Source organism: Streptomyces sp. V2I9 (genome assembly GCF_030817475.1).
GTDB lineage: Bacteria > Actinomycetota > Actinomycetes > Streptomycetales > Streptomycetaceae > Streptomyces.
Window position 1 is genome coordinate 3,956,146 of the sequence record NZ_JAUSZJ010000002.1, and the last position, 23,392, is coordinate 3,979,537.

Consider the following 23,392-nt stretch of genomic DNA (forward strand, 5'->3'; position numbering starts at 1 on the left):
GGCTCTACAGCCGGCTGAGCGAGGCCGTCGCGAACAGCACGTCGCGGATGGCCTCCCGGTCGCCCTCCTGGCCCGCCGCCGCGTCCACCGGCGAGATGTGGCCCGCGAGGAGCCGGCAGAACTCCACGCCGTCCAGGGCCACCTGCGCCACCGCGCGGTCCCGCGAGCCGAGGGCGGCCGGTGAGTCCAGGGCGATGTACCAGTCGCCTCCGCCGTGGCCCTCGATCTCCAGATGGAGCGAGCGGCCCGGCTCCCCGGCCGTGACCAGGTCCCGCGCGGGCCCGGCCAGCCCGGCGCGGCGGCGTGCCGCGACGGCGGCCGGGAGCATCCGGGCCGCCAGGTCGATCATCAGGTGCAGGTGGGCCGGCGACGGGGCGGAGTACGGGTAGTCGACCGCGTCGGCGATGTCCCCGCCGTGCACCCAGCACTCGAAGGCCCGGTCCACGGCGGCGTCCTGGAGCGGCAGGGCGAAGGCCCCGTAGGAGACGGTGGTCTCGGTGCCGTTCCGCTCGGCGAAGGAGGCCGTGCGGATCACCTCGTGGCTCTGCGCCCGCCAGGGCTCGCGGACGGCCCGCGTGGGCGGCGGTCCCATCGCGGACCAGTACGCCTCGGTGCGTGCGGTCGGGTCCGGCGGCGTCCGGCCGCCGCCGAGCGGGTCGTCGAGGCCGAGCGCGGCGGACAGCAGCCCGTCGACCGCCGTCAGGTGGCGGATCACCCCGGCGACCGTGGTGCTGCGCTCGGCCTCGCGCTCCTTCTCGAACCACCGCAGCCGCACCGGCGCGTGCCAGTCGGCGTCCCCGATGTCGCGCAGCAGCGCGTCGAGACGGGCGGTCTCGGCGTCGTACGGGGCGGCCCACTCCGGTATCGGGATCAGGGCGGGCCTGCGGCTCAGGCAGCCGTCCACCACGCGGGAGCGCAGGGCGGGGTCGAGGTCCAGGGAGCCGTCGCTGTGCAGCAGCCCCACCGCCTGTCGCAGCCGCACCGCCTCGCCCGCGCACGGGGCGCATACGGTGAGGTGGTCCTCCACGGCGGCGGTCTCCTCGGCCGAGCACACGGACAGCGCCCAGGCGCCGAGGAGGGCCTGGAGATCGCGGTGGGGGAGGACCGGCCCGGTGGTCATGAACGGCTGCGGTACGCGCTCCGGCGGGGGCCCCGCCGCAACGTCGTCCGGACCGGGCGCCCGCAGGGCACGGCGGGCCTCGCGCCGGTGTCCCTCGGCCGCGTCCATGGCGGAGGCCTCCTGCGAGGTGGTGACGTCCGAAGCCTCCGGATCGACCGGCGCGGGTGTGTCCGACACGGTCCCGTCCGAGGCGTCCCGGCCCGAGGCGTCCCGGCGGGCCTGCGCGGGCTCGTCCGGAGCGGCCTGTTCCGGCACGGCCTCGTCGGGGGTGCCTGCGCCTGGCGGCGGCAGGGGAGGGAGCGGTACGGACGCCAGGTCGAGGTCGTCCGCCGCCCCGCGGGGGCCCGGTATCCGGCGGGCGCCGCGGACGCCTTCGTCGTCGCCTTCGCTCGCGCGCCCGTCGCCGCTCACCGGATCCGTCCGTAACCGGGTGGCGCGGACCCTTCGAGCGGGCGGGCGTTCGCCGTGGAGAGCAGCTGGAGTCCGAGGCGGAGCCGGCGGCGCGCCTCGTCCTCGGTGACCCCGAGCTCGGCGGCGGCCTGCCGGTAGTCACGGCGGTCGACGTACGCCAGCTTCAGGGCCTGCCGCAGCGGTGCGGGCATGGAGGCGACGATGTAGTCGGCACGGGCCGCGGCCGTGGCGTTGCGCACCCGCTGTTCCACCTCGTCGGGGTCGGGCGCCGTGTCCTCGCCGTGCTCCGCCGCGTAGGAGGTGGCCGCGGAGGTGCGCAGACGCCGGACCGACCGGCGGTGGGTGAGGTGGGCCACCCAGGCACGCATCGAGCCCTGCTTCGGGTCGTACTCCTCGGGGCTCTCCCAGATCTGGGCGAAGACCTCGCGGGTCACCAGGCCGGCCGCGTCCTCGTCGTCCAGCATGAGGTGCGCCTGGCTGTGGACGAGCGCGGCGAACCGGTCGTACAGCTCACCGAGCGCCGCCGCCTCCCCGCGGGCCAGCCTCTGCTGCATCCTGCGGTCCCAGCGGGGTGCCGTGTCCTTCGCCATGAACCCCCCAGCCCCCGGCCTGTCGCCCAGCTCCGTGATCCATCCTGCCCGTGCCCGTGCGGACCGAATGTAGTCCGCCGGGCGAACGGCGCACGCGGCTTTGCCCTATCCGTCCCACTGCCGCATATGGCCGACGACGGTAGTCGATTTTCGGCCGGGATGCCTCCTCGGCCGTTCTGATCAGCGAAAACGGGCCGAAGTGCGCCTTACCGCCGGAAACCTCCTGGGCCTCTGCGGGCGTGTCGGTGTTTCATGGGGGTGCGGTTGGGCAGCCGCGAGGAGGAACGGCAACTTCCGGATCATCTCCGGAAGCCCCGGAACGAGAGGTCCAGTCGCGTGACGCTCACTGTGGACGAGGCGGAGCAGGGCTCCTGGACCGTGCTGCGCATGAGCGGCGAACTGGATCTGGTGTCCTCACCCGTCGTACGGCAGTCCGTCCACGACGCGGTGGCGGAGGGCCGTCACGATGTGGTGCTGGATCTGTCCGAGGTGTTCTTCTGCGACTCCAGCGGCGTCGGCGTGCTGATCGCGTCGCGCCGCCTGATGAAGTCCTGCGGCGGCCGGCTGCGGCTGATCCTCCCGGCGCGGGGCGCGGAGGACGGCTCGCACGTCAACAAGGTGCTCGGCGCCCTCGGCGTGCGCCGTCTCTTCGACGTCTACCCGGACGCCCGGTCCGCTGCCGACGAGGAGTGCAGGCCGCTGAGCGCCTGACCACCGCCGGCCGGCCGGCGGGGCGGTCGTCAGTCGGTCGAGAAGGCCCGGAAGACGCCGACCTCCGTCGCGGAGACGGCGATGACGCCGCAGTCCATGACGTGACCGGTGAACCCCTCGTACACCCCGTCCCGGTGGAACATGTCGACGTGCGGGTCGGTGCGGGCCGTCACCGCGTCGGTGAACAGGACGGCGTCCGCCCCGAACCTTCCCGGGAGCACTCCCGCGGCGGAGATCCGCCGCGACCAGCCACGCGGGTCTCCCGTCGTCAGGCGCATGACGTCGAGGGCGTCCAGCCGCCGGTCATCGCGCCGCCGGGCACCCACGGCGGCGAACATTCCTTCGCCGAAGAGGGCGCTGAGGGAGCGGCTCCACGCGGCGGCGGCGTCGGTATCGGTGCGCGTCATGGGCCGTACCTCGGTTTCCGTGGCGGTGAGCGGGGCCGCGCCGCCGGCTCGGCGGGCCCGGTGATGCGAGGTTGTCACAGAGGATGCGCTCCGCGGTGACACGTGGGGGCTCCGGGCGACGTACGCTCCCCGCATGGACAGCGCAGAGTACGAGCGCAAGATCGCGCACCGCTTCGCCGCCTTCGACCAGGACGGCAACGGCTACATCGATCGCGCCGATTTCAACGCCGCGGCCGCCCGTCTGCTCACCGAGTTCGGTACGACGGCCCGCTGCGACAAGGGGCAGGCTCTCTACACCGGCGCCGAGGCCTTCTGGCAGGGCATGGCGGGGATCGCCGATGTGGACGGGGACCAGCGGGTCACCCGTGAGGAGTTCGTGGGCGGGGCGGTGAAGCGGCTCCGGGACAGTCCCGAGCGGTTCGCCGAGATCGCCCGTCCCTTCCTGCGGGCGGCCATCGCGGTCGCCGACGGGGGGAACGACGGCAGAGCGGCGGTGGCAGACGTGGAGCGGGCGCTCCGGGTCCTCGGGGCCAGCGCCGAGATCGCGGGCGTCGCCGCCCAGAGCCTGGACACGGACCGGGACGGCAAGGTCGCGGAGAGCGATGTGGTGGCGGCGTTCGCCGTGTACTTCACGGTGATCGAGCCCGACGCGTAGTCACCGGTCAGGGTGTTACGGGGGCGGCGACCGTCCCCGTGCCGCCGTCCGTACGCTCCGTGGACCCGCTCGCCCCGCCGCATCCCCCGCCGGCGGGGGAGCCCGGCCCCGCGGCCCCGGACCGCACCGTACGCCGGGGCCGGTGTCCGGCTGCCCCGCGCGGGCGCGCACTCTGGCGTACGCGGGGCGGCTCCGGTACGAGACCGCGCCCCTCGCGCCACCGAACCACCCCGCAACGCCACCCGGACCGCCGGTACGGCCGTTCAACACGCCGGGCGGCGCCAGGAGTTCGGATCGGTCATCGGAGCGTTCCGGGCGGTCGAACACCGCTGCGCCGACCCGCCCGCCGCCACCGGACCGGCCCGTGCCGCCGGGGGCGGGGCCGCCGCTACCGGGGGGCGCGGTGAGGGCCGCGGCGGCCGTGCCGCCCGGCGGCGAGGCCGCCGTCCGCGCCGCCCGTGACCGCCTCCGGAGCCACGGCGGGCAGGGCTTCACCTGGGAGGCAGATGTTCACCTCCCTCCGGAACGCGCCCGGTTCCGGGCTGCGGGCGGCCCACGAGGACCCGCGCGGAGGGGGAGCCGGCCGCCGGACCGGGAGGCCGCGCGGCCGCGTTCCGGCAGCTCGACGGCGTACCGTCCGGGAAATCCGCAGGCTGGGGCCGGAGCGTGACGCAGCGCATCCGCCCGGTGCCGATACCGCCTTGTGCCCTTCGCCTGATTCGTCACCGGGTGGAGTCGGGGCCCGGCTCGGGTACGCTCCGTGGGATGCGAGTGGTTCTGGAACCGGGCGATCCGGGGGCGGCCTGTGCGGCGGCTCCGGTCCTGGGCGAGGGCTCTCGCCGGAGCTGTGCCGGGCCTGCCCGAAGAGCGTTTCCCGCGGTCTCTGCGCGCTCCTGTTCGACTCCCCGCAGCGTGCGTCGCACAGTATGCACCACGCGTACTCCTTCGCGCTGGAATATGCCCGAAGCGCTTGTTGCGGTGACTGTACGTCAACCATGCTGTCGCGTAAGGGAATCACGTTCCGTGACCCTGAGGAGGCGCGAGGCGATGTGTCCGCCGGTTCGGATGGTGTGAGCGGTGCAGGTGCTTCAGGTTCAGCTGGAGGTCGGTCCGGATCCCGCAGAGGTGGGGCGGGCCCGTCGGTGGGCGCGGTCGCGTCTGGCCGGGTCCGGGATAGGGGAGGACGAGCCGCTCGCCGAGACGCTCATCCTGCTGATCTCGGAGCTGGTCACCAACGCCGTCGTCCACACGGGATGTCCCGCCGTGCTGCGGATGCTCTTCGGCTCCACCGGGGCGTCCGGCGGGGCCGGGACGGTCCGGGTCGAGGTCGCGGACGCCAGTGACCGCCCGCCGCTCCAGCGGCACGCGGAGGGCGAGGACACGAACGGCCGGGGCCTGGAACTGGTGGATGGGCTCGCGGACCGCTGGGGCTGGCTGCCGGAGGGGCGCGGGAAGCAGATCTGGTGCGAGGTGGACCGCGGCGGCCCGGTGCGGGTGCCGGGCCCGCCCCCGGTCGTCGGCGCGGGTGGTCGGGCGGGCGAGTCCTGCGAGCCGCCCGTGTGCCTGTTCACCGACAACCTGGCTTGAGCCTTCGGGGGTGCCGGGCGAACTGCCTCCCGTCTCCGGTCCGTTGACCGGGACGGGTTCCGCACCCCGCCCGGCCGCACGAGGCCGGACCCGGCGACCGGCCGGACCCCGGGGTGAGGCCCGGACCCGGCGACCGGCCGGACCCCGGGCGCCGGGGGTCCGACGACCGGCCGGACCCCGGGGCCGGGGTCCGGCCGGTCGGCCGATCAGGCCGTGGTCTCCGCCGAGGTGCGGAACGTGCGCCGGTAGACGGTCGGCGGCACGCCCAGGGCAGCCTGGAGGTGCTGGCGCAGCGAGGTCGCCGTGCCGAAGCCCGCGTCGCGGGCCACCTGGTCGATGGAGAGGTCCGTCGACTCCAGCAGGTGCCGCGCCCGCTCCACCCGTTGTCGGGTGAGCCACTGGCCAGGGCTGATCCCGACCTCCTCACGGAAGCGGCGCGTGAACGTCCGTACGCTCATCGCCTCCTGCTCCGCCATGTCCTTCAGCAGGATCGGCCGCTCCAGCCGGGCCAGTGCCCAGGATCTGGCGGTGGTGGTGGACGCGAACCGCGGCTCGGGGAGCGGGCGTTGTATGTACTGGGCCTGCCCGCCGTCCCGGTGCGGGGGGACGACGGTGCGCCGGGCGATCTCGTTCGCCACGGCCGTCCCGTGGTCGCGCCGCACCAGATGCAGGCAGAGGTCGATCCCGGCGGCGACCCCGGCCGAGCTCAGCACGTCGCCGTCGTCGATGAACAGGACGTCCGGGTCCACCCGGACCCGCGGGAACGTCCGCTGGAAGTGGTCGGCGCAGGACCAGTGCGTGGTGGCGGGCCGGCCGTCGAGATACCCGGCCGCCGCGAGGACGTAGCTCCCGGTGCAGATGGAGACCATCCGCGTGCCGGGCCGGACCAGGGCGAACGCGGCGGTCAGCTCCTCGGTGAGCCGGCCCTCCTCGAAGACCGGGCCCAGTTCGTAGGAGGCGGGGACGACCACCGTGTCGGCGGTGGCCAGCGCCTCGGGCCCGTGCTCCACGAGGATCGAGAAGTCCGCGTCGGTCCGGACCGGGCCCGGCGGGCGGACCGAGCAGGTCACCACGTCGTACAGCTTCCCGGCGGCGCGACCCGGCGCGGCGCCGAAGGACCGGCCGAAGATCCGCTGGGGGATGCCCAGTTCGAAGGGGAGCAGTCCGTCAAGGGCCAGGACGACGACGCGGTGCGGCACGACGGCCTCCTCGAAGAGCACGGATAAATCCCGTAGTGGTATAGACCATGAGCTGATACAGGTTAGCGATGTGATGGAGAAGCCGACAGAGCCCGCGCCCCTTTCCGACGCCGCGTGCGACACCCGTACGTCCCCGGACCCGAGGCGGAGTCCGGCCCCGGCCTCGGCCCCGGGGCGGAGTCCGCGGTCGAGTTCGCGCCCGGCCCCGGCCCCGCGCGGGCCGCACGGCCTGTCCGCCGCGCCTCCGGGGCCGCCCGTCGCCGCCCCCGGCCCCGCCCTGCCGCCGCTCGGCCCGGACCGGCCCGGTGGCGCGGGGCTCTGGAACCGCAACTTCCGCTACTTCTTCGTGGCCCGTACGGTCGCGCTCTTCGGTGACGGCATGATCCCGGTGGCCCTCACCGCCGGGCTGCTGGGCGCGGGGCGGCCCGCCTCGTCGGTCGGCTTCGCGCTCGCCGCCTGGATGGGGCCGCTCGCGGTGTTCGTCCTGTTCGGCGGAGTCCTCGCGGACCGGTTCACCCCGCGCCGCATGATGATCATCGCCGACGTCCTGCGATGGGGCGGCGCCGCCGTCCTGGCCGTCGCCTTTGCGACCGGCAACCCGCCCCTGTGGGTGGTGTACGCGCTCAGCTCGGTGGCCGGCGTCGGCGCGGCGCTCTTCCAGCCCGGCGTCGCCTCGACCGTGCCGCGCGTCTCGGCCGATGTCCAGCGCGCCAATGCCGTCCTGCGGGTCTCCGAGGCGCTGATGGCCATGGCGGGCCCGGCGTTCGCGGGGGCGCTCGTGGGGATCGCCAGCGCCGGGGCGGTCTACGCGGCGAACGCGACCACCTTCGCCGTCTCCGGGATCTGCCTCTTCCTGATGCGGCTGGCTCCGGCCCCGCACGACGACGCGGCACGCGGCACGTTCGTCGCCGAACTGGTGGACGGCTGGCGGGAGTTCCGGGCCCGGTCCTGGCTGTGGGGCGTGATCGCGGTCTGGACGGTGTACGGCTTCGCGGTCCTCGGCCCGATGCTCCCGCTGACCGCCGTCCTGGTCACCGAGGGGCACGGCTCGGGGGCGTACGGGATGCTGATGGCGGTGAACGGCGCGGGCAGCGTCGTCGGCGGCCTCCTCGCCCTGCGGCTGCGCCCGGCCCACCCGTTGGCGGCGGGGGCGGTCGCGCTGCCGCTGGTGGCGGTGAGCCTGCTGGTGCTGGCACTGGGGATGCCGCTGCCGGTGCTGGCGGCGGGACAGCTCCTGGCGGGCGGGGCGGCCGCGTTCTGGCTGGTGATGTGGTCCACGACGGTCCAGACGCACGTCCCGCCGGAGGCCCTGAACCGGCTGCACGCCTACGATGTGGCGGGCTCGCTCCTGATGGTCGCGGCGGGCCGTGCCCTGGCCGGCCCGGTGGCCGAGGCGGTGGGTGCGCCGGAGCTGCTGGTGGCGGCGGCCGTGGTCAACATGGGGGTCGTGGTGGTGCTGCTGGGGGCCCGGCCGATCCGGCGGCTGAAGCGGGCGGGGCTCGCGTGAGGGCCCGTACGTGCCGGAGGCGCGAGGCCGGGGGCGGCACGGTCGGGCCGGGTGCGCCCGCGGCGCTGATCCCCGGAGCCCGTACGGTCCGGGTCCGGGTGCTCGCGGCGGTGGCGGCCGTCGTCACCGTCGCCGCGGGTCTCGCCGTGCGCGCCGGGGCGGACGGGGCCTTCGCCAAGTGCGCGGGGAGCGCGCTCTACACGGTGCTGCTCTGCACGCTCGTCACCCTCTGCGCGCCCCGCGCGCGGCCCCTCGTGGTGGCCTCCACGGCACTGGGCCTGAGTTGGGCGGTGGAGTTCGCCCAGCTCACCGGCGTACCGGCGGAGCTGTCGGCGCACAGCGCGGCGGCCCGCCTGGTGCTCGGCTCGACCTTCAACGCCCCGGACCTGTTCTGGTACGCGGTGGGCGCTGCGGCCGCCGGGTCCGTCCACGCGGGGGCCCGGCGGCGTGCCACCGCCTCTTCCGCCGTGTACCCCCGGCCCCGCTGACCGCTTCCTCGGCCGGGGCCGGCCCTCCGCCCCGCTGACCGCTTCGTCGGCGGAGCCCCCCGGCCCGGCTGACCGCTTCGTCGGCGCAGCCCGCCCCCGTCCCCGGCCCGGCCGACCGGCCGACGGGCTGTCACAGGCGGGACATCGGCCTCCGTGCGCCGGGTGATGGCCCGATCCCTGCGAACCATGTCCTTCCGGCCACTCGTGGCGTACGCCTCGGGCCAAGAAGCTGGTCCACGTGACCGAGACCCTGGAGAGCGCCACCCACGACGCCCGGCCGCCCCGCGACGGGCGTCGCCCGCCCCGTGTCCACCGGGCGTGGATCGTCGCGGCCGTCACCTTCGTGACGATCATCGGCGGGGCGGCCTTCAACTCCCTTCCCGGACTGCTGATCAACCCGCTCCACACCGCGTTCGGCTGGTCCCGTGGCGAGATCGGGTTCGCGGTCTCCATCAACATGGCCCTGTACGGGCTGACCGCGCCGTTCGCGGCCGCGCTCATGGACCGCTTCGGCATCCGGCGGGTCGTGGCGAGCGCGCTCACCCTGGTGGCGGCCGGGGCGCTGGCCAGTGTCTGGATGACGGCGTCCTGGCAACTGATGCTGTACTGGGGCCTGTTGGCGGGGCTCGGCACCGGGTCCATGGCGATGGCGTTCGCCGCGACCGTCACCCAGCGCTGGTTCACGGCCCGGCGGGGCTTGGTCACCGGTGTGCTCACCGCCGCCGGGGCCTCCGGGCAGCTGGTCTTCCTCCCGTTCTGCGCCTGGATCATCGACGAACACGGCTGGCGGCCCGCCTCGGTCACCACCGCCTTCGCCGCGCTCGTCGTCGTCCCGTTCGTGTGGCTCCTGATGCGGGACCACCCGGCCGACGTGGGACTCGCCCCGTACGGCGGCACGTACGTGCCGAAGCCCGCCCCCGCTCGCGGCGCCGCCCGGCGGACGGTGCGGGTCCTGCTCGACGCGGCCCGCACCGGGCCGTTCTGGTTGCTGGCGGGCACCTTCGCCATCTGCGGGGCTTCCACCAACGGCCTGATCCGCACCCACTTCGTGCCGTCCGCCCACGACCACGGCATGCCCATCACGGCGGCGGCCTCGCTGCTCGCGGTCATCGGGGTCTTCGACGTCATCGGCACGATCTTCTCCGGCTGGCTCACCGACCGCTTCGACGCGCGCAGGCTGCTCGCCGTGTACTACGCGCTGCGCGGGATCTCGCTGCTCTTCCTGCCGATGCTGATGGCCCCGGACGTACGGCCGCCGATGATCTTCTTCATCGTCTTCTACGGCCTCGACTGGGTCGCCACGGTCCCGCCGACGCTGGCGCTCTGCCGCGAGCAGTACGGCGAGGACAGTGCGATCGTCTTCGGCTGGGTGCTGGCCTCGCACCAGGTGGGCGCGGCGGTGGTCGCGTTCCTCGGCGGGGTCGCGCGGGACGTGTTCGGCAGCTACGACGTGGTCTGGTACGCGTCGGGGGCGCTGTGCGCGATGGCGGCCCTGATGGCGCTGGTGATCCGGCGGGCGCGAGTGCCGCGTGTCGGGGCGGTCGGCTGAACGGCCGTACGCCGGGGTGGGCTGCCGGGCCGGCCGGCCGCGGGGGCGTGCCGGCCGCGGGGGCCTGGTGGCCGCGCGAGGGGTCGGCGGGCCGGACCGGGCCGCTCGCGGTCATGGAGGGGGTGTTCCGTGCCGTAGGGTGGGGTTCACCGACGCGGGGTGGAGCAGCTCGGTAGCTCGCTGGGCTCATAACCCAGAGGTCGCAGGTTCAAATCCTGTCCCCGCTACTGATGATCACGAAGAGGCCCGGATCCCGAGGATCCGGGCCTCTTCGTGTGCCCGGTCCCCGCCCCTGCCGGACGCTCGGACATCTCTCCCGGACGCTGAGCCATGGGCCGGGGCCTCCCGCCGCGTGAGGCTGGTGCCATGACTACTCCGGATACGCGTACCGATACGACCCCGACGCGGGGCCCCGTCCTCGTGATCGGCGGCACCGGCAAGACCGGCCGCCGGGTGGTGGCCCGACTCCGCGAGCTGGGGGTGGAGACCCGCGCGGCCTCGCGGTCCGGGGAGACCCGGTTCGACTGGGCGGAGCCCGCCACCTGGGGTCCCGCCCTGGACGGGGCCGCCGCCGTCTACATCGTCCCGCTCGACACCTCGCCCTCCCCGACCCCCCCTCTCGTCGAGCGGGCCGTGGCGAGCGGGGTGCGCCGCCTCGTGCTGCTCTCGGCCCGCGGCGTGGACGTGCCCGGCTACTTCGGGCCCGGCCACGACGTCGGCGGGCCGCACGGCGAGGGCGAGCGGGCCGTGCGCGCCTCCGGGCTGGAGTGGACGATCCTGCGGCCGGGCTGGTTCGCCCAGAACTTCAGCGAGGGCGTCTTCCTCGACGGCGTACGCTCCGGCGAACTGGCCCTGCCCACCGGGGACGGGAAGGCCGCGTTCGTGGACGCCGACGACATCGCGGCGGTGGCGGTCGCCGCCCTGACCGAGGACGGCCACGCGGGTCAGGAGTACGGGCTCTCCGGCCCGCGCGCCCTGGGTATCGCCGACGTCCTGGACGAGATCGCGAAGGCGACCGGGAAGCGCGCCGCGTACGTGCCCGTCGATCCCTCCGTCTTCCGGGCCGGGCTCGTCGAGGGCCAGGGCTTCACGGACGAGGAGGCCGGCCTCTGGACCGACGCCCTGATCCCGATCACGACGAGTCAGGAGGCACCGGTGCTGGACGGGGTGCGCCGGGCGCTCGGCCGGGAGCCGCGTGACATCGCGGACGTCGTCCGGGAGGCGGCGGCGCGGGGCGTCTGGGGCTGAGGGGCGCGGCCGGGGCCGGGGGAGCGGTTCATCCCGCAGGGGCTGGGCCGGGCCGGGACGAGCAGGGGGACGGCTCACGCCGCAAGGGGCGGCTCACGCCCCGAGGGCGGCTCACCCCGGCGGCTCACCCCGCCGGGGCGGCCGTCCCCACCGTCCCGGATGCCGTCGCGGCCTCCCGCCGGTACGCGCTCGGGCTCTCTCCGCGCAGCCGCTTGAACGCCGCGCTGAAGCCGAACGCGTCCGCGTACCCCACCCGGCGGGCCACGGCCGCGACGGTCAGCTCCGGGCGGGTCAGCAGATCGGCCGCCAGCGTCATCCGCCACTCGGTCAGATAGGCCACCGGCCCGTCCCCGACGAGTTCGGTGAACCGCTTCGCCAGGGTCGTCCGGGACACGCCCGCCCGGCCCGCCAGCTCCGCCGTCGTCCAGGGGTGCGCCGGGTCCTCGTGGATCGCCCGCAGGGCCGGTCCGGCGACCTCGTCGCCGAGGGCCCCGTACCAGCCGGGCGGATTCGCCTCGGGCCGGTCGAACCAGTCCCGCAGCGTGCACACCAGCATCCAGTCGAGCAGCCGGTCGAGCACGATCTGGTCGCCCGGCCGGCCCCGGCCGATCTGGGTCTCCAGGTAGCCGCGCAGCGGCGCGCAGTCCTCCTCGTCGGGGACCACGAGCGCCGGCGGGAGCGCCCGCAGGAGCCGCTGCGGCACGTGCGCCTGTACGTCGTAGGTGGCGGCCAGCAGCACGGTGGGGGAGTCGAGTTCGGGGCCGCCGTCCGGCGCGACGGCGACGGAGCCGGTGCCGGTGGCGTCCTGGAGGTGTCCCCGGTGCACCTCCCGGACGTCACCGGCCCGGCCCGCCCCCGTACCGTCCGCAGGGTCGTCGGTGAAGACGAACGGGGCCGGGCCCCGCACGATCGCTCCGTCGCCGACCTCCACCCGCAGCGGCTCGCCGCCCTCCGGGACGATCCACCCCGCACCGCGCAGCGGCAGACACAGGGTCAGGTACGCCCCGTCCGTGAACCGCAGGGTCCACGGCGCGGTCAGCACCGACCGCCCGAACACCGCGCCCCGGCCCCGCACGCCCCGCAACAGTTCGTCGAACACGTCCATGGCGCCCAGCCTAGGCAGAGCGCCGGCCGCCCCGACGCCGCGCGGACCGGCCGGACGGGGTTACGACAGGTGCGCGAGCTGCCCCACCTGGTAGCCGCCCGCAGGCTGCTGGAGGATGACGTTCAGCCGGTTGAAGGTGTTGATCAGCGCGATCAGGGAGACCAGGGCGAGGAGCTGCTCCTCGTCGTAGTGCTCGGCCGCGTTCGCCCAGACCTCGTCCGGGACCCCGCCCGCCGCGTCCGCGATGCGGGTGCCCTGCTCCGTCAGCTCCAGCGCCGCGCGCTCGGCGTCGGTGAAGACGGTGGCCTCCCGCCAGGCGGCGATCAGGTGGAGGCGCAACGCGGTCTCCCCGGCCGCCGCGGCTTCCTTGGTGTGCATGTCCAGGCAGCCGCCGCAGCCGTTGATCTGGCTGGCGCGGATCTTCACCAGCTCCTGCGTCGCGGCGGGCAGTCCCGTGCCCTCGACCACCTTCCCGGCGGCGACCAGATGCTTGACGAGCTTCCCCGTCACGGGGCTGGCGAAGGCGTTGAGGCGGGCGTTCATGGTGTGCTCCTCTGCGATGTCGTCCGTGGTTGCACACACAGGACGGGGCAGGGCTCCGCGATGTGACATCCGGCGGAGTGGCGGGCGTCACACCAGGGGTGCGGGGCTTCACCCGCGTCGGCTCGCCCGCGCCTCCTCCCGCGCGATCCGGCGGCCGATCTTCTCGGCGTCGCGGGCCATTTCGCGGAGCATCCCGCTGATGGGGTTGGTGAACCCGGTGAAGTAGAGCCCCGGCGCCGACGCGGGCGAGCGGTCGCCGCGGACGACCGGGCGGCCCCGCCCGTCCAGGACGCCGAGATGGCCGAGCAGCGGCTCCAGGGCCCGGTCGTAGCCGGTGGCGGCGATGACGGTGTCCGGGGTGAGCCGGGTTCCGTCCGCCAGCACCACCGTGTCCCCGTCGAACGAGGCGACCGCCGCCACCGGAGTCACCCGGCCGGACCGCACCGCGTCGATCAGCCCCACGTCCTGGACCGGGATCGCGCCCTGGCGGGCGCGGGAGGCCAGGCCGCTGTCGGGGCGCGGGAGGCCCCGGGCGGTCAGGTCGGGCACGGCGATCCGGGACAGCACGGCCGCCGGGCGGTCCACGAGCCGTACCGGCAGACGGCGGACCAGGATGCCGGTGGCCTGGGCCGGCCAGCCCGCGGTGGAGCGGCGCACGATGTGCGGGGCGGTGCGCACCGCGATCCGCACGCGGGAGGCCCCGCCCTCCGCCAGGTCCGCCGCGATCTCCGCGCCCGTGTTGCCGATGCCGACGACGAGGACGTCCTGGTCCGCGTACGGGGCGGGGTTGCGGTACCGCGCCGCGTGCAGCAGCTCGCCCGTGTACGTGTCGCGGCCCGGCCAGTCGGGGATGCGCGGGGTGTGGTTGAACCCGGTGGCGACGACGACCGCCCGGCCGCGCAGAACCCGCCCGCCGGTCGCGGTGAGCCGCCAGTCCCCGGAGCCGTCGGGGGCCGGGTCGATCCGGGTCACCTCGACGCCGGTCACCACCTCCAGCTCGTGGTGCTCGGTGTACTTCTCCAGGTACCGCACCATGTCGTCCCGGCCCACCCAACGCCCGAACCCGCGCGGCATCCTCAGCCCCGGCAGCGCCGACCAGCGCCGGGTGGTGTGCAGACGCAGCCGGTCGTAGTGGCCGCGCCAGGACGCGCCGACCCGGTCCGCCTTCTCCAGGACCACCGCCCGTACGCCCCGTGCGCGCAGCGCGGCGGCGGTGGAAAGGCCGCCAGGACCTCCGCCGACGACGTAGACGGGGCGGTCGTCCGTGCGGTCGGTGAGGGCGACGGCGCGACTGCCTGCGGGGGAGGGGCTGTTGGGCATGGTTCGGAGCGTAATCGTCCGCTCTGTTGATGGGTCTCGGTCAAGAGGGAAATCGATTGCGAATTGATCACGAGGGGGCGGGGTGCGGGGGCGGACCGGTGCCGCCCGAGCTGATGCATCGTCAGGTGCGGGCGGTCGCAGGCGGCCACCCGAACGAATTCCGGCCGTACCGGTCAGGGCCAGAGCAGTTCGCGGGTCCAGCCGCCGTCCGTCCCGCCCCTGGTGCGGCGGTACCGGAGGCGGATGTGGCGGCGGTGGGCGTCGCCCTGGAAGAACTCGGCCTCGGCCGGCTCGACCACGTACCGGGTCCAGGTCGGGGCCTCCGCGTCCGGCTCCGCCGTCGCCCGCTCGCGGGCCGCGTCCGCCGCCCGGTGCAGCTCCGCCACCGAGCCGACCACCTCGCTCTGCGCCCCGGTCAGCGCTGCGGCGAGCGCCCCGGTGGACCGGACGTGCAGGTCGGCGTGGCTCTCGGCGGGTGTGCAGCGCACGACCGGGCCCCGGATGCGTACCTGGCGGCCCTGCGCGGGCCAGTAGAAGCCGAGTGCGGCGCACGGGCGTGCGGCGAGCTGGCGGCCCTTGGCGCTGGTGGCGTGGGTGGCGAAGTGGAAGCCCCGCTCGTCCGCGTCGTGGAGGAGGAGCGTGCGGACGTCGGGCAGGCCCTCGGCGTCCACCGTGGCCAGGGACATCGCGTGCGGCTCGGTCTGTCCCGCCGCCACGGCCCCGGCGAACCAGGCGTGGAAGAGCGGCAGCGGCGCGGACGGCACGTCCGCCGGGTCGAAGTCCGGGAGGTCGGTGTCCCACACGCGCTGGGCGTGCAGCAGGTCCGGGAAGGCCGTGGCGGGGGAGGGGTGAGCGGTGGGGCCGTTCATGGAGGGCATGGACGCCATTGGACCGCACGCGCCCCCGTACCCGGGGGTGGGGCGTAACGGGACACGGCACGCAACGGTGGAGCGATGAGGACCATCACGCAGCGGGAGTTCCGCAACAGGTCCGCCGAGGTCATGGACGCGGTGGAGGGCGGTGAGACCTTCCGCGTCACCCGGAACGGCATGGAGGTCGCCGAACTGCGCCCGCCCGGCCGTAAGCGGCGGCTCGGCGCGGAAGAGCTCGTGGCCCGCCACCGTCGGCTGCCACGCGTGGACGGCGCGCTGCTGCGTCGTGACGCCGACGCGTTCTCCGGCGCGGAGGACCGGGTGGGCGACGACGGCGTCCGGGAGCGCCACCCTGGCTGAACGGCACCGGTCGGGCCTGCTCGACACCTGAACGCCGCCCGGATACGCCGACGGCGGACCGCCCGCCGGGTGGGGGGCGGTCCGCCGTCGGTGAGACAGGACGCGGACGACGGGGCATCGGGGCGGGACGTGCGCCCGCCCGGTGCCAGGGGTGTACGGGGCCGAGGGCCCCGTGCCCCGGTCCGCCTACTTCGTGGGCTTCTTGCCGGTGATGCCGAGGTGGACCAACAGGGCCAGGTTGGGGCGTAGTTCGGTCTGCTTCACGCCCCAGGTGGTGAAGCCCTTCTGGTGCGAGGCGACCGCTGCCAGCATCGCCACCAGGGAGCCGGCCATCGCCGCCGGGCTGACGTCCTTGTCGACCTTGCCCTTGCTCTGGAGCTCCTTCACGGAATCCGTGAGGGAGTTGGTGACCGAGTTCAGGATCTTCATGCGGATCTTGTAGAACCGCTTGTCCCCCTCGGCCGCGCCGAGATCGATCACGCGGAGGATCGCGTCGTTCTGCCGCCAGAAGTCGAGGAATCCGTCCACGAGTTGTTCGGAGGTCGTCCAGCCGGCCTTGCCGACCCACGAGCGTCCGGCGACCAGTTCGGTCAGTCCGGAGCCCTCCTTGGCGACCTCCTCGGCGAGGTCGAGGACGGCGCCCTCCACGTCGGGGAAGTACTGGTAGAAAGTCGCGGGTGAAGTCCCGGCCTTCCGGGCGACGTCGATGACTTTGACGTCCCGGTACGGCGAGGAGCTGAGCATCTCGCTGAGGCAGTCGAGCAACTTCTGCCGCGTCGCCTGACCGCGCCGACCGGCCACGCGGCCGTCGACGGTGCGTACTTGTCCTGTCATGCCGTCAGCTTACCGAGGGGTGTCGGGAGCGCGATTCGGCCGACTGCAAATGGGGAACGCCGCCGGAAATGCGGGGGTGTGGGGGGTATGCGGGGCGTAGAACGGCGATTTTCAGCCGCCTGTGCGAAGGGTGCGTGAGGGGCTGGCGCGAGGGTTTCGCCGGGGTGCGGGAGGGGTGGGCGGCGGCCCGAAAGCGGCCCCGAGGCGGCCCGAAGGAGGCTCGGAGGGGCGGGGTGTCGTCGCGGTAAATGTTATCAACAGCCTGTGGACAACGCCGGTGGACAACTTTCGTCCACGAAGTGGAAGCGCCCTTCACTGATCGGGCAAACGTTCCCTATGGGTGCGTTCGGGGCGCGCGTGACGGGGCGCGACGCTACGTTGACTGTGACGGGTGTCACCGCGCCACCGCTACGGAAGGATCCGGTCCCATGGCCGCATTCGCGCATTCCGCGCCGTGCTGGGCGGACGTGCAGCTCTCCGATCTCGAAGCGGGCAAGCGCTTCTACGGCGGGCTCTTCGGCTGGACCTTCCGGGCGGGCGACGGCATGCCCTTCGCGGACGCGCTGAGCGGCGGCCGCCTGGTCGCCGGGCTCGCCGCCAAGAAGGACGGCCGGATGCCCACGGCCTGGGGCGTCTACTTCACCACCGACGACATCCGGGCCACCGTCGCCGCGATCCGCGAGCACGGCGGCCAGATCATCACCGACCCGGTACGGGCCGGGCGCGCCGGGATCGTGGCCCAGGCGGTCGACCCCGGAGGCGCGGTCTTCGGGCTCTGGCAGCCGGAGGAGCGCGAGGGCTTCGAGAAGCAGAACGACCCCGCCTCCTTCTGCTGGACCGAGGTCTACACCCGGCAGCCGGACCGGGTGGACCCCTTCTACGAGAAGGTCTTCGGCTTCCAGGGCACCGACCTGGACGAGGCCGGCCAGGACGTCTCCGGCGACGCGGAGGCGCTGGTCGACTTCCGCATGTGGTCCCCCGAGGGCGTCGAACCGGGCCCGGACACCGTGGTCGGCGGCCGCAGCGTCCTCACGGACGCGTTCCCGGCCGAGCTGCCCAGCTACTTCCTCGTCTACTTCGCCGTCGCCGACTGCGACGCCGCCGCGGAACTCGCCGTACAACTCGGCGGCCGGGTCGCCCAGCCGCCGTTCGACATCCCCTACGGCCGGATGGCCGTGCTCCACGACGACCAGGGGGCCGTCTTCGCCGTGCTCCAGCCCCGCGAACTGCTCCCGTAACCGGCGAACCGCCCCGGTCGCCCGCCCCCTCCGGCCCACTCCGGACCCCGGCCACCTCGCCCGCCCGCCGGTCGCCCGGCTCGCTGCCCGCCCCGCTGCCGGCACCCCGCCCGCTCCCGGTGGCCGCCCCGCCGCCCACCGGGAGCGGGCGCGCCGAGCGGCCCGGCGCGTGGCCCGGTGTGCGGGGATACGGGACGAAGTGACAGGGGACACCCCGATCCGCCCCCGGTTCGCAACCGGCGGCCGAGCCAGGAAGAATCGGGGTGCGTACCGCCAGGTGATGCCCCGTGGTGAGATCCTGCACGGGGGACGCGCTGAACAGGGCGGGATTCGACCGGCGGTAATCCGCGGACTTCGTCGCCGAGGTCCGTTACGGGGAGGTGGCAGGCACGTGGTGGAGCAGCTGACGCAGCACGACCCGAGACGGATCGGCCCGTTCGAGGTGCTGGGACGGCTCGGCGCCGGCGGTATGGGGCTGGTCTATCTCGCCCGCTCGGCGTCCGGCCGGCGGGTGGCGATCAAGACGGTGCGGACGGAGCTCGCGGAGGACCAGCTCTTCCGGGTCCGCTTCACGCGCGAGGTCGAGGCCGCCCGTGCGGTCAGCGGCTTCTACACCGCCGCCGTGGTCGACGCCGACCCGCGCGCCGCCGTGCCCTGGCTCGCCACCGCCTACGTGCCCGCGCCCTCGCTCGAAGAGATAGTGAACGAGTGCGGCCCCATGCCGACCCAGGCCGTGCGCTGGCTGGCCGCCGGCATCGCCGAGGCACTCCAGTCCATCCACGGAGCGGGCCTCGTCCACCGCGATCTGAAGCCCTCCAACGTCCTGGTCGTCGAGGACGGCCCGCGGGTGATCGACTTCGGCATCGCGTCCGGCGTCTCCAACACCCGGCTGACCATGACGAACGTCGCCGTCGGCACACCCGCGTACATGTCGCCCGAGCAGGCCCGTGACTCCCGCAGCGTCACCGGGGCCAGCGACATCTTCTCGCTGGGCTCCACCCTCGTCTTCGCCGCCACCGGGCACGCCCCCTTCCACGGGGCCAACCCGGTCGAGACGGTGTTCATGCTGCTGCGCGAGGGTCCCGACCTGGAAGGGCTGCCCGACGACCTGCGGCCGCTCATCGAGTCCTGCATGCAGATGGACGCCGGCCGGCGGCCCAGCCCCGCCGACCTCCAGGCCCAGCTGTCCCCGCACCTCTTCGCCTCGGGCAGCGACGACAGCGGTACGGCATCGGCCTGGCTGCCGTCGCGGGCCACCGCGATGATCGAGGCCCGCCGGGGCGGCCGCCCGGCCCGGCCCGCCCCGCCGGTCCTGGCGTGCCCCCCGCCGCCGGACAACCCTCCGGGACCCCCGCCGCGGGACACCGCCTGGCGCAACGGGGCCGACCTGCGCTCGACCTCCCCGCTGGCCTCGACCTCCCCGCTGTCCGGAGGGCCCGGACCGGCCTCGGCCGTGGCCGCCCCCGACGGCGGCCCCGTCCGGCTGCCCGGCGCGAAGGTGCCGATCGGACCCGGCCCGCGTGCGCGGGAGGGGCGCGGGGTCGCCGCCGCGCACCCGGCCGCCGCGACCGGCTGGGTCCGCCCGCCCGCCGGAGTGAACGGTTCCTCGCTCGCCACCGGCCCCGCCGCCACGGCTCCCGTCCCGGCGCCCGGGACCTCCCCGGACGGCACGGCCCCGGTCCCGGACCGCTGGCGGCCCTGGCGTTTCCGCATGTCCAACGACGTGTGGGGCACGCCCGTCGTCTCCGGCGATCTGCTGTACGTGACGTCCTTCGAGGTCCACGCGCTGGACGTGGGCAACGGGCGGCGCCAGTTCAAGACGCGGGACGTGGCCTGGGCGATGGCCGTGGAGGGCGGCCGCATCCACGCGTCGGACGGCCCGTCGCTGTACGCGCTGGACGCGGCGAGCGGTGCCGAGCAGTGGCGCCTGTCGACCGACGCGTGGGTGTACGCGCTCAAGGCCGACCGGGGCACGGTCCTCACCGCGACCCGCGGCGGCGGCGTCCAGGGCTGGGAGGCGTCCAACGGTGACAAGCTGTGGGAAGTCACCGGCGCGCAGAGCGACTTCGAGACGGCGGAGGCCGGACCGGTCATCCACGACGGCACGGTGTACGTCTGGCAGGACGCCCGGCTGCGCGCGCTGGACGCCCGTACGGGCATCGAGCGCTGGTCGTACCCCATCGGCGACGCGGCCTCCTGCGGCGGCGTCCCGGTCCGGGTCACCCCGGCCCTGGACGGCTACGTCTACATCGCCGCGGGCACCCGCGTGCTGGCGGTGGAGATCGGTTCCGGGCGGGTGCGCTGGCACTTCGAGGCCCCCGCGGTGTTCCTGTCGCCGCCCGCGTTCGCGCCGGGCCCCGCGGTGACCGGTGGCGGGGTGTACCTCGCGGACTACCTCGGCACGGTGTACGCGCTGGACGCGACGACCGGCAAGGACCGCTGGCGGATCGCCACGGAGGCCCGCTCCTCGATCGAGCCCGTGCTGGTGGCGGTGGGCAACGTGCACGTCGGCAGCGGCAGCGCGCTGTACACGCTGGACGCGGTCACCGGCACCCCGAAGTGGCGCTTCGCCGCGGGCGGCGACGTCGTGGGCGCGCCGGTCGTGGCGGACGGCCGGGTGCACTTCGGCTCGGCGGACCACGTGCTGTACACCCTGGACGCGGCGGGGGGCCAGCTGCGCTGGAAGCTCGCGACGGGCGGGGAGATCACGGGGTCGCCCGTGGCGCAGGCGGGTGTGGTGTACGCGTGCAGCAAGGACCGCTGCGTGTACGCACTGGACGCGCTGAAGGGCACCGGCACGGGGAACCGGGCGAGGGCCTGAGCCACTCCCGTCCCCCCGTTCGAGGACGGAACCCCCGGCGGGGCGGCGTCAGCCCTGCGGAGGCGGCGGCGGGTGCGGTGGGTGTACCGGGTCGCGGGGGTCGTCCTCCGGGTGGGGTACCCGCGGACACGGCCGCGTACCGGGGGCACGGGGGTCCGGCCCCGTGTACGGGTCCACCTCCGGCTCCGGCCACGGCGACGTCTGCACGGACATCCCCGGCTCCCGTGTCGGCGGCCACGTGTCCACCCGGTCCGGGACCGGCGCGGCGTACGGCTCCACGGTCTCCCGCTCCGGTCCCCGGCCCGCCTTCCGCTCCCGCCGGCTCCGGCGGCCCCCCATCAGCACCGCCCCGATCAGCATCAGCACCCCGCCCGCCAGGGCGTTCACCACCCCCACCTGCAACCCGGACCCGTCCCCGGCCACCACCAGCGACCCGTTCGCCTGCCCCTGGCGGATCATCCACAGCGCGGTGAAGCCCAGCACCACGAGACCGGCGAACGCGACCACGGCCCGCGACCGGAGCACCACGCCCAGGGCCACCAGCACCGCCGCCGCCAGGAACGGCAGGAGGATCGAGACCAGCACCCCCGACTCCGTGGCAGTGATCCCCTCGAAGAGGTCCCGCACCCGGTAGGCGCGCCCGACCCGCCCGTCGTACCAGTCGCGGAACGGGCTCAGCACGGCGGAGGCCGCCCCGGCCAGGGCGACGAGGGAGCCGAGGACGGTGCGGATCATCGTCGGCCTCCAGGGAGTCGTCCGGCGCGTACACGGGTGCCCGCAGCCGACGCTACGCCCGGACGCTCACCCCCGCCACGCGGACCATGACCGGACCGTGACAGGGTCATGACCCAGACAGGGGGTCGCGCACGGCAAGCTGAGGGCGACGACACGCGCCATCGGCGCGGCCCACGGCCGACAACATGCAAGGGGGGCTGCATCCATGATGCGGCGACAGATGAAACTCGCGGCGGTTCTGGTCGTGGTGGTGCTCGCGCTCACCGGATTCTCGACCTCCGGCAGCGGTGGCAAGGGCCGGAGCGGCAAGAGCGGCAGCAGCTCGGGCGGCGGCTGCTCCAGCTCGAAGAAGAGCAACAACGGCTACCGCGACACGGACTACGGCGACGACTACGGCGACTCCTCGTCCTCCGGTTCGTCCGGCTCCTCCTACGGCACTCCGACCCCCGCCGCGTCCGACGCCCCCGCCGTGCGGGTGATCCGCTGCGCCGTGCCCCGCAAGGGCAAGCGCAGGGCGATGACCTCGTCGCTGGTGGAGCTGCGCGCGAAGGAGCCGGGCTCGCAGGAGTACGAGATCGACGTGCGGTTCCTCGACGGGCTGGGCAGGACCGTGGACACCGCCGAGACCACCACGGTCCTCGACGGCGGTGAGGTGCGCACCCTCACCGTGCGGATGGAGAGCCCCGGCAAGGTGTCCCGCGTCAAGCGCTGCGAAGTGACCGCCGTGGCGCTCTGAGCGAGCGGCGCGGTGGTGAAGGGGGAGCGGCGAGGGCAGTGCTTGCCTGGTTGAACCATTGGTGTCACCATTGGTTCATAAAGGTCGGACGAGCTTCTGCGAGGTGTGGTGTCATGGCGGGCGACAGGGCATGGGTGACCGGGGCCGGGGTGGTCGCCGCGGTCGGGGCGGCGGCAGCGGGCGCCCGGTGGGTGTGGCGGCACCAGGACGAACTGGTGCTGCGGCCGCCGGTCAACGAGTGGACGTTCACGCACATGTCGCTGCTGCTGCCGACCGAGACGGTGCCGCGCGCCGCCCGCCCGAGCCCGCTGCCCGGGGCCCCCCGCCCGCTGGAGTTCACGTACACGTGGGACGGGGCGAGGCGCACGCTGTCCGACCTGCACGCCCGGACGCGGACGACCGGGTTCGCGGTGGTGCACCGGGGGCGGCTGGTGCACGAGGAGTATCCGGGGCGGTTCGCGGGGCCGGACCGCCGGTTCCAGCTCTTCTCGCTGACGAAGTCGGTGACCTCGGCGCTGATCGGTATCGCGCTGGAGGAGGGTGCGATCGGTTCGGCGGACGACAAAGCCGTCGTGTACTGCCCGCAGCTGGCCGGCTCGGCGTTCGACGGCCCGACGATCGAGGACCTGCTGCACATGAGCAGCGGCGCGGGCGGGGTGGAGGACTACGAGGACCCGGACGCCCCCGTCAACCGGCTGATGCGGGCGGTCACCGGGCAGGGCGGCACCGTGCTGGAGGCCGTGCGGTCGGTCCGTCCGCACAGCGCGCCGGGGACCCGGTTCAACTACTCGACGCTCGACACCCAGGTGCTGGGCTGGGTCCTGGAAGCGGCCACCGGCCGGACGCTGGCGCGGTACGCCGCCGAGCGGCTCTGGGGGCCGATCGGGGCGGAGTCGGACGCGTACTACGCCCTGTCGCGGGGCCTGCCGCGTACGGCCGTCGGCGGCGGATCGTTCAACGCGTCGGTGCGGGACATGGCCCGGTTCGGGCTGCTGATGGCCCGCGGCGGCCGGTGGGACGGGCGGCAGGTCGTACCGCGCTCGTGGGTCGAGCGCGGCCGCGGCGCGGGCCTGCCGCATCTGGAGGCCGGCGCGCTCGGCGAGCGGTACCCCGGCCACTACGGCTACGCCAACCAGTGGTGGACCCACGGCGGTGAGCGCCGCGCCTTCACCGGCCTCGGGATCTACGGCCAGTACCTGTGGGTGGACCCGGACGCCGACGCGGTGGTGGTGAAGACCAGCGCCTGGCCGGTGGCCGACGACCCCGCGCTGGACGGCGAGACCGCGACGGCGCTCACGGCGCTGGTGGCCCACCTCGCGGCGGACGCGTAGCCGGTGCCAGGACGGTCGGGAGCCG

Annotated in this window: 22 protein-coding genes and 1 tRNA gene; 13 read left to right on the plus strand and 10 right to left on the minus strand. The window is 74.6% G+C overall.

The window, feature by feature from the left end; all coding sequences use genetic code 11:
- Positions 1 to 4 precede the first annotated feature (4 nt).
- Both QFZ71_RS17510 and QFZ71_RS17515 read right to left on the minus strand, forming a co-directional pair.
- Positions 5 to 1,531: a maleylpyruvate isomerase N-terminal domain-containing protein gene (locus QFZ71_RS17510; RefSeq protein WP_307669148.1), complete on the minus strand. Its 1,527-nt coding sequence runs from the start codon at positions 1,529 to 1,531 to the stop codon at positions 5 to 7.
- Positions 1,528 to 2,121 carry an RNA polymerase sigma factor gene (locus QFZ71_RS17515; RefSeq protein ID WP_307669149.1) on the minus strand — a complete coding sequence of 198 codons (594 nt, stop codon included), beginning with the start codon at positions 2,119 to 2,121 and terminating at the stop codon, positions 1,528 to 1,530. The genes QFZ71_RS17510 and QFZ71_RS17515 overlap by 4 nt, the downstream gene beginning before the upstream one ends.
- A 336-nt stretch (positions 2,122 to 2,457) precedes the next feature.
- On the opposite strand from QFZ71_RS17515, the gene QFZ71_RS17520 reads away from it, so the two are divergent.
- Positions 2,458 to 2,832, plus strand: coding sequence for an STAS domain-containing protein (locus QFZ71_RS17520; RefSeq protein WP_307669150.1), 375 nt, complete (start codon positions 2,458 to 2,460; stop codon positions 2,830 to 2,832).
- 29 nt (positions 2,833 to 2,861) lie between these two features.
- Here the strand turns inward: QFZ71_RS17520 and QFZ71_RS17525 are convergent, their stop codons facing one another.
- On the minus strand, positions 2,862 to 3,239 hold the full coding sequence (locus QFZ71_RS17525) for a hypothetical protein (protein ID WP_307669151.1): 378 nt from the start codon (positions 3,237 to 3,239) through the stop codon (positions 2,862 to 2,864).
- Between the two features lie 133 nt (positions 3,240 to 3,372).
- Here QFZ71_RS17525 and QFZ71_RS17530 point away from each other — a divergent pair, with 133 nt between their 5' ends.
- Positions 3,373 to 3,894, plus strand: a complete 522-nt coding sequence (locus tag QFZ71_RS17530; protein ID WP_307669152.1) for an EF-hand domain-containing protein — start codon at positions 3,373 to 3,375, stop codon at positions 3,892 to 3,894.
- A 1,077-nt stretch (positions 3,895 to 4,971) separates the two neighbouring features.
- Positions 4,972 to 5,481, plus strand: a complete 510-nt coding sequence (locus tag QFZ71_RS17535; RefSeq protein WP_307669153.1) for an ATP-binding protein — start codon at positions 4,972 to 4,974, stop codon at positions 5,479 to 5,481.
- Positions 5,482 to 5,687: 206 nt separating this feature from the next.
- On the opposite strand, the gene QFZ71_RS17540 is transcribed toward QFZ71_RS17535, so the two are convergent.
- Entirely contained in the window at positions 5,688 to 6,680 is a 993-nt protein-coding gene (locus QFZ71_RS17540) for a GlxA family transcriptional regulator (RefSeq protein WP_307671494.1), read from the minus strand.
- Positions 6,681 to 6,753: 73 nt separating this feature from the next.
- Between QFZ71_RS17540 and QFZ71_RS17545 the strand changes: the two genes are divergently transcribed.
- The 5 genes from QFZ71_RS17545 to QFZ71_RS17565 all read left to right on the plus strand — a co-directional run bounded on the left by QFZ71_RS17545 (position 6,754) and on the right by QFZ71_RS17565 (position 11,472).
- Positions 6,754 to 8,187 carry an MFS transporter gene (locus tag QFZ71_RS17545; RefSeq protein WP_307669154.1) on the plus strand — a complete coding sequence of 478 codons (1,434 nt, stop codon included), beginning with the start codon at positions 6,754 to 6,756 and terminating at the stop codon, positions 8,185 to 8,187.
- Between the two features lie 65 nt (positions 8,188 to 8,252).
- Positions 8,253 to 8,675 (plus strand): DUF2809 domain-containing protein, encoded by a 423-nt coding sequence (locus QFZ71_RS17550; RefSeq protein ID WP_307671495.1) that lies wholly within the window; start codon positions 8,253 to 8,255, stop codon positions 8,673 to 8,675.
- A 238-nt stretch (positions 8,676 to 8,913) separates the two neighbouring features.
- Positions 8,914 to 10,224: an MFS transporter gene (locus QFZ71_RS17555; protein ID WP_307669155.1), complete on the plus strand. Its 1,311-nt coding sequence runs from the start codon at positions 8,914 to 8,916 to the stop codon at positions 10,222 to 10,224.
- Positions 10,225 to 10,377: 153 nt separating this feature from the next.
- Positions 10,378 to 10,451, plus strand: a tRNA-Met gene (locus QFZ71_RS17560).
- Positions 10,452 to 10,590: 139 nt separating this feature from the next.
- Positions 10,591 to 11,472 carry an NAD(P)H-binding protein gene (locus QFZ71_RS17565; RefSeq protein ID WP_307669156.1) on the plus strand — a complete coding sequence of 294 codons (882 nt, stop codon included), beginning with the start codon at positions 10,591 to 10,593 and terminating at the stop codon, positions 11,470 to 11,472.
- A 124-nt stretch (positions 11,473 to 11,596) separates the two neighbouring features.
- On the opposite strand, the gene QFZ71_RS17570 is transcribed toward QFZ71_RS17565, so the two are convergent.
- The 4 genes from QFZ71_RS17570 to QFZ71_RS17585 form a co-directional block, all read right to left on the minus strand.
- Positions 11,597 to 12,577, minus strand: coding sequence for an AraC family transcriptional regulator (locus tag QFZ71_RS17570; protein WP_307669157.1), 981 nt, complete (start codon positions 12,575 to 12,577; stop codon positions 11,597 to 11,599).
- A 60-nt stretch (positions 12,578 to 12,637) separates the two neighbouring features.
- On the minus strand, positions 12,638 to 13,120 hold the full coding sequence (locus tag QFZ71_RS17575) for a carboxymuconolactone decarboxylase family protein (RefSeq protein WP_307669158.1): 483 nt from the start codon (positions 13,118 to 13,120) through the stop codon (positions 12,638 to 12,640).
- Between the two features lie 108 nt (positions 13,121 to 13,228).
- A complete protein-coding gene (locus QFZ71_RS17580) occupies positions 13,229 to 14,440 on the minus strand; it encodes an NAD(P)/FAD-dependent oxidoreductase (RefSeq protein ID WP_307669159.1) in 1,212 nt (403 codons plus the stop codon).
- Between the two features lie 173 nt (positions 14,441 to 14,613).
- Positions 14,614 to 15,309, minus strand: coding sequence for a pyridoxal 5'-phosphate synthase (locus QFZ71_RS17585; RefSeq protein ID WP_307671496.1), 696 nt, complete (start codon positions 15,307 to 15,309; stop codon positions 14,614 to 14,616).
- An 84-nt stretch (positions 15,310 to 15,393) separates the two neighbouring features.
- On the opposite strand from QFZ71_RS17585, the gene QFZ71_RS17590 reads away from it, so the two are divergent.
- Positions 15,394 to 15,672: a type II toxin-antitoxin system Phd/YefM family antitoxin gene (locus tag QFZ71_RS17590; protein WP_307669160.1), complete on the plus strand. Its 279-nt coding sequence runs from the start codon at positions 15,394 to 15,396 to the stop codon at positions 15,670 to 15,672.
- A gap of 186 nt (positions 15,673 to 15,858) precedes the next feature.
- Here QFZ71_RS17590 and QFZ71_RS17595 read toward each other — a convergent pair whose 3' ends face one another.
- A complete protein-coding gene (locus tag QFZ71_RS17595; protein ID WP_307669161.1) occupies positions 15,859 to 16,506 on the minus strand; it encodes a TetR family transcriptional regulator in 648 nt (215 codons plus the stop codon).
- A gap of 428 nt (positions 16,507 to 16,934) precedes the next feature.
- Between QFZ71_RS17595 and QFZ71_RS17600 the strand changes: the two genes are divergently transcribed.
- Together QFZ71_RS17600 and QFZ71_RS17605 are read left to right on the plus strand one after the other, a co-directional pair.
- Entirely contained in the window at positions 16,935 to 17,744 is an 810-nt protein-coding gene (locus QFZ71_RS17600; RefSeq protein ID WP_307669162.1) for a VOC family protein, read from the plus strand.
- Between the two features lie 391 nt (positions 17,745 to 18,135).
- Positions 18,136 to 20,565, plus strand: coding sequence for a PQQ-binding-like beta-propeller repeat protein (locus tag QFZ71_RS17605; protein ID WP_307669163.1), 2,430 nt, complete (start codon positions 18,136 to 18,138; stop codon positions 20,563 to 20,565).
- A 48-nt stretch (positions 20,566 to 20,613) separates the two neighbouring features.
- Here QFZ71_RS17605 and QFZ71_RS17610 read toward each other — a convergent pair whose 3' ends face one another.
- A complete protein-coding gene (locus QFZ71_RS17610; RefSeq protein WP_307669164.1) occupies positions 20,614 to 21,300 on the minus strand; it encodes a hypothetical protein in 687 nt (228 codons plus the stop codon).
- A 205-nt stretch (positions 21,301 to 21,505) separates the two neighbouring features.
- Between QFZ71_RS17610 and QFZ71_RS17615 the strand changes: the two genes are divergently transcribed.
- Positions 21,506 to 22,036 carry a hypothetical protein gene (locus tag QFZ71_RS17615; RefSeq protein ID WP_307669165.1) on the plus strand — a complete coding sequence of 177 codons (531 nt, stop codon included), beginning with the start codon at positions 21,506 to 21,508 and terminating at the stop codon, positions 22,034 to 22,036.
- Positions 22,037 to 22,149: 113 nt separating this feature from the next.
- A complete protein-coding gene (locus tag QFZ71_RS17620) occupies positions 22,150 to 23,367 on the plus strand; it encodes a serine hydrolase (RefSeq protein WP_307669166.1) in 1,218 nt (405 codons plus the stop codon).
- Positions 23,368 to 23,392 lie beyond the last annotated feature (25 nt).

Coding starts and splice junctions, on each gene's coding strand:
- QFZ71_RS17515 (WP_307669149.1), bottom strand. CDS start 2,121: ATGGCGAAGGACACGGCACCCCGCTGGGACCGCAGGATGCAGCAGAGG.
- QFZ71_RS17525 (WP_307669151.1), bottom strand. CDS start 3,239: ATGACGCGCACCGATACCGACGCCGCCGCCGCGTGGAGCCGCTCCCTC.
- QFZ71_RS17530 (WP_307669152.1), top strand. CDS start 3,373: ATGGACAGCGCAGAGTACGAGCGCAAGATCGCGCACCGCTTCGCCGCC.
- QFZ71_RS17545 (WP_307669154.1), top strand. CDS start 6,754: ATGGAGAAGCCGACAGAGCCCGCGCCCCTTTCCGACGCCGCGTGCGAC.
- QFZ71_RS17565 (WP_307669156.1), top strand. CDS start 10,591: ATGACTACTCCGGATACGCGTACCGATACGACCCCGACGCGGGGCCCC.
- QFZ71_RS17570 (WP_307669157.1), bottom strand. CDS start 12,577: ATGGACGTGTTCGACGAACTGTTGCGGGGCGTGCGGGGCCGGGGCGCG.
- QFZ71_RS17575 (WP_307669158.1), bottom strand. CDS start 13,120: ATGAACGCCCGCCTCAACGCCTTCGCCAGCCCCGTGACGGGGAAGCTC.
- QFZ71_RS17580 (WP_307669159.1), bottom strand. CDS start 14,440: ATGCCCAACAGCCCCTCCCCCGCAGGCAGTCGCGCCGTCGCCCTCACC.
- QFZ71_RS17585 (WP_307671496.1), bottom strand. CDS start 15,309: ATGAACGGCCCCACCGCTCACCCCTCCCCCGCCACGGCCTTCCCGGAC.
- QFZ71_RS17590 (WP_307669160.1), top strand. CDS start 15,394: ATGAGGACCATCACGCAGCGGGAGTTCCGCAACAGGTCCGCCGAGGTC.
- QFZ71_RS17595 (WP_307669161.1), bottom strand. CDS start 16,506: ATGACAGGACAAGTACGCACCGTCGACGGCCGCGTGGCCGGTCGGCGC.
- QFZ71_RS17600 (WP_307669162.1), top strand. CDS start 16,935: ATGGCCGCATTCGCGCATTCCGCGCCGTGCTGGGCGGACGTGCAGCTC.
- QFZ71_RS17610 (WP_307669164.1), bottom strand. CDS start 21,300: ATGATCCGCACCGTCCTCGGCTCCCTCGTCGCCCTGGCCGGGGCGGCC.
- QFZ71_RS17615 (WP_307669165.1), top strand. CDS start 21,506: ATGATGCGGCGACAGATGAAACTCGCGGCGGTTCTGGTCGTGGTGGTG.
- QFZ71_RS17620 (WP_307669166.1), top strand. CDS start 22,150: ATGGCGGGCGACAGGGCATGGGTGACCGGGGCCGGGGTGGTCGCCGCG.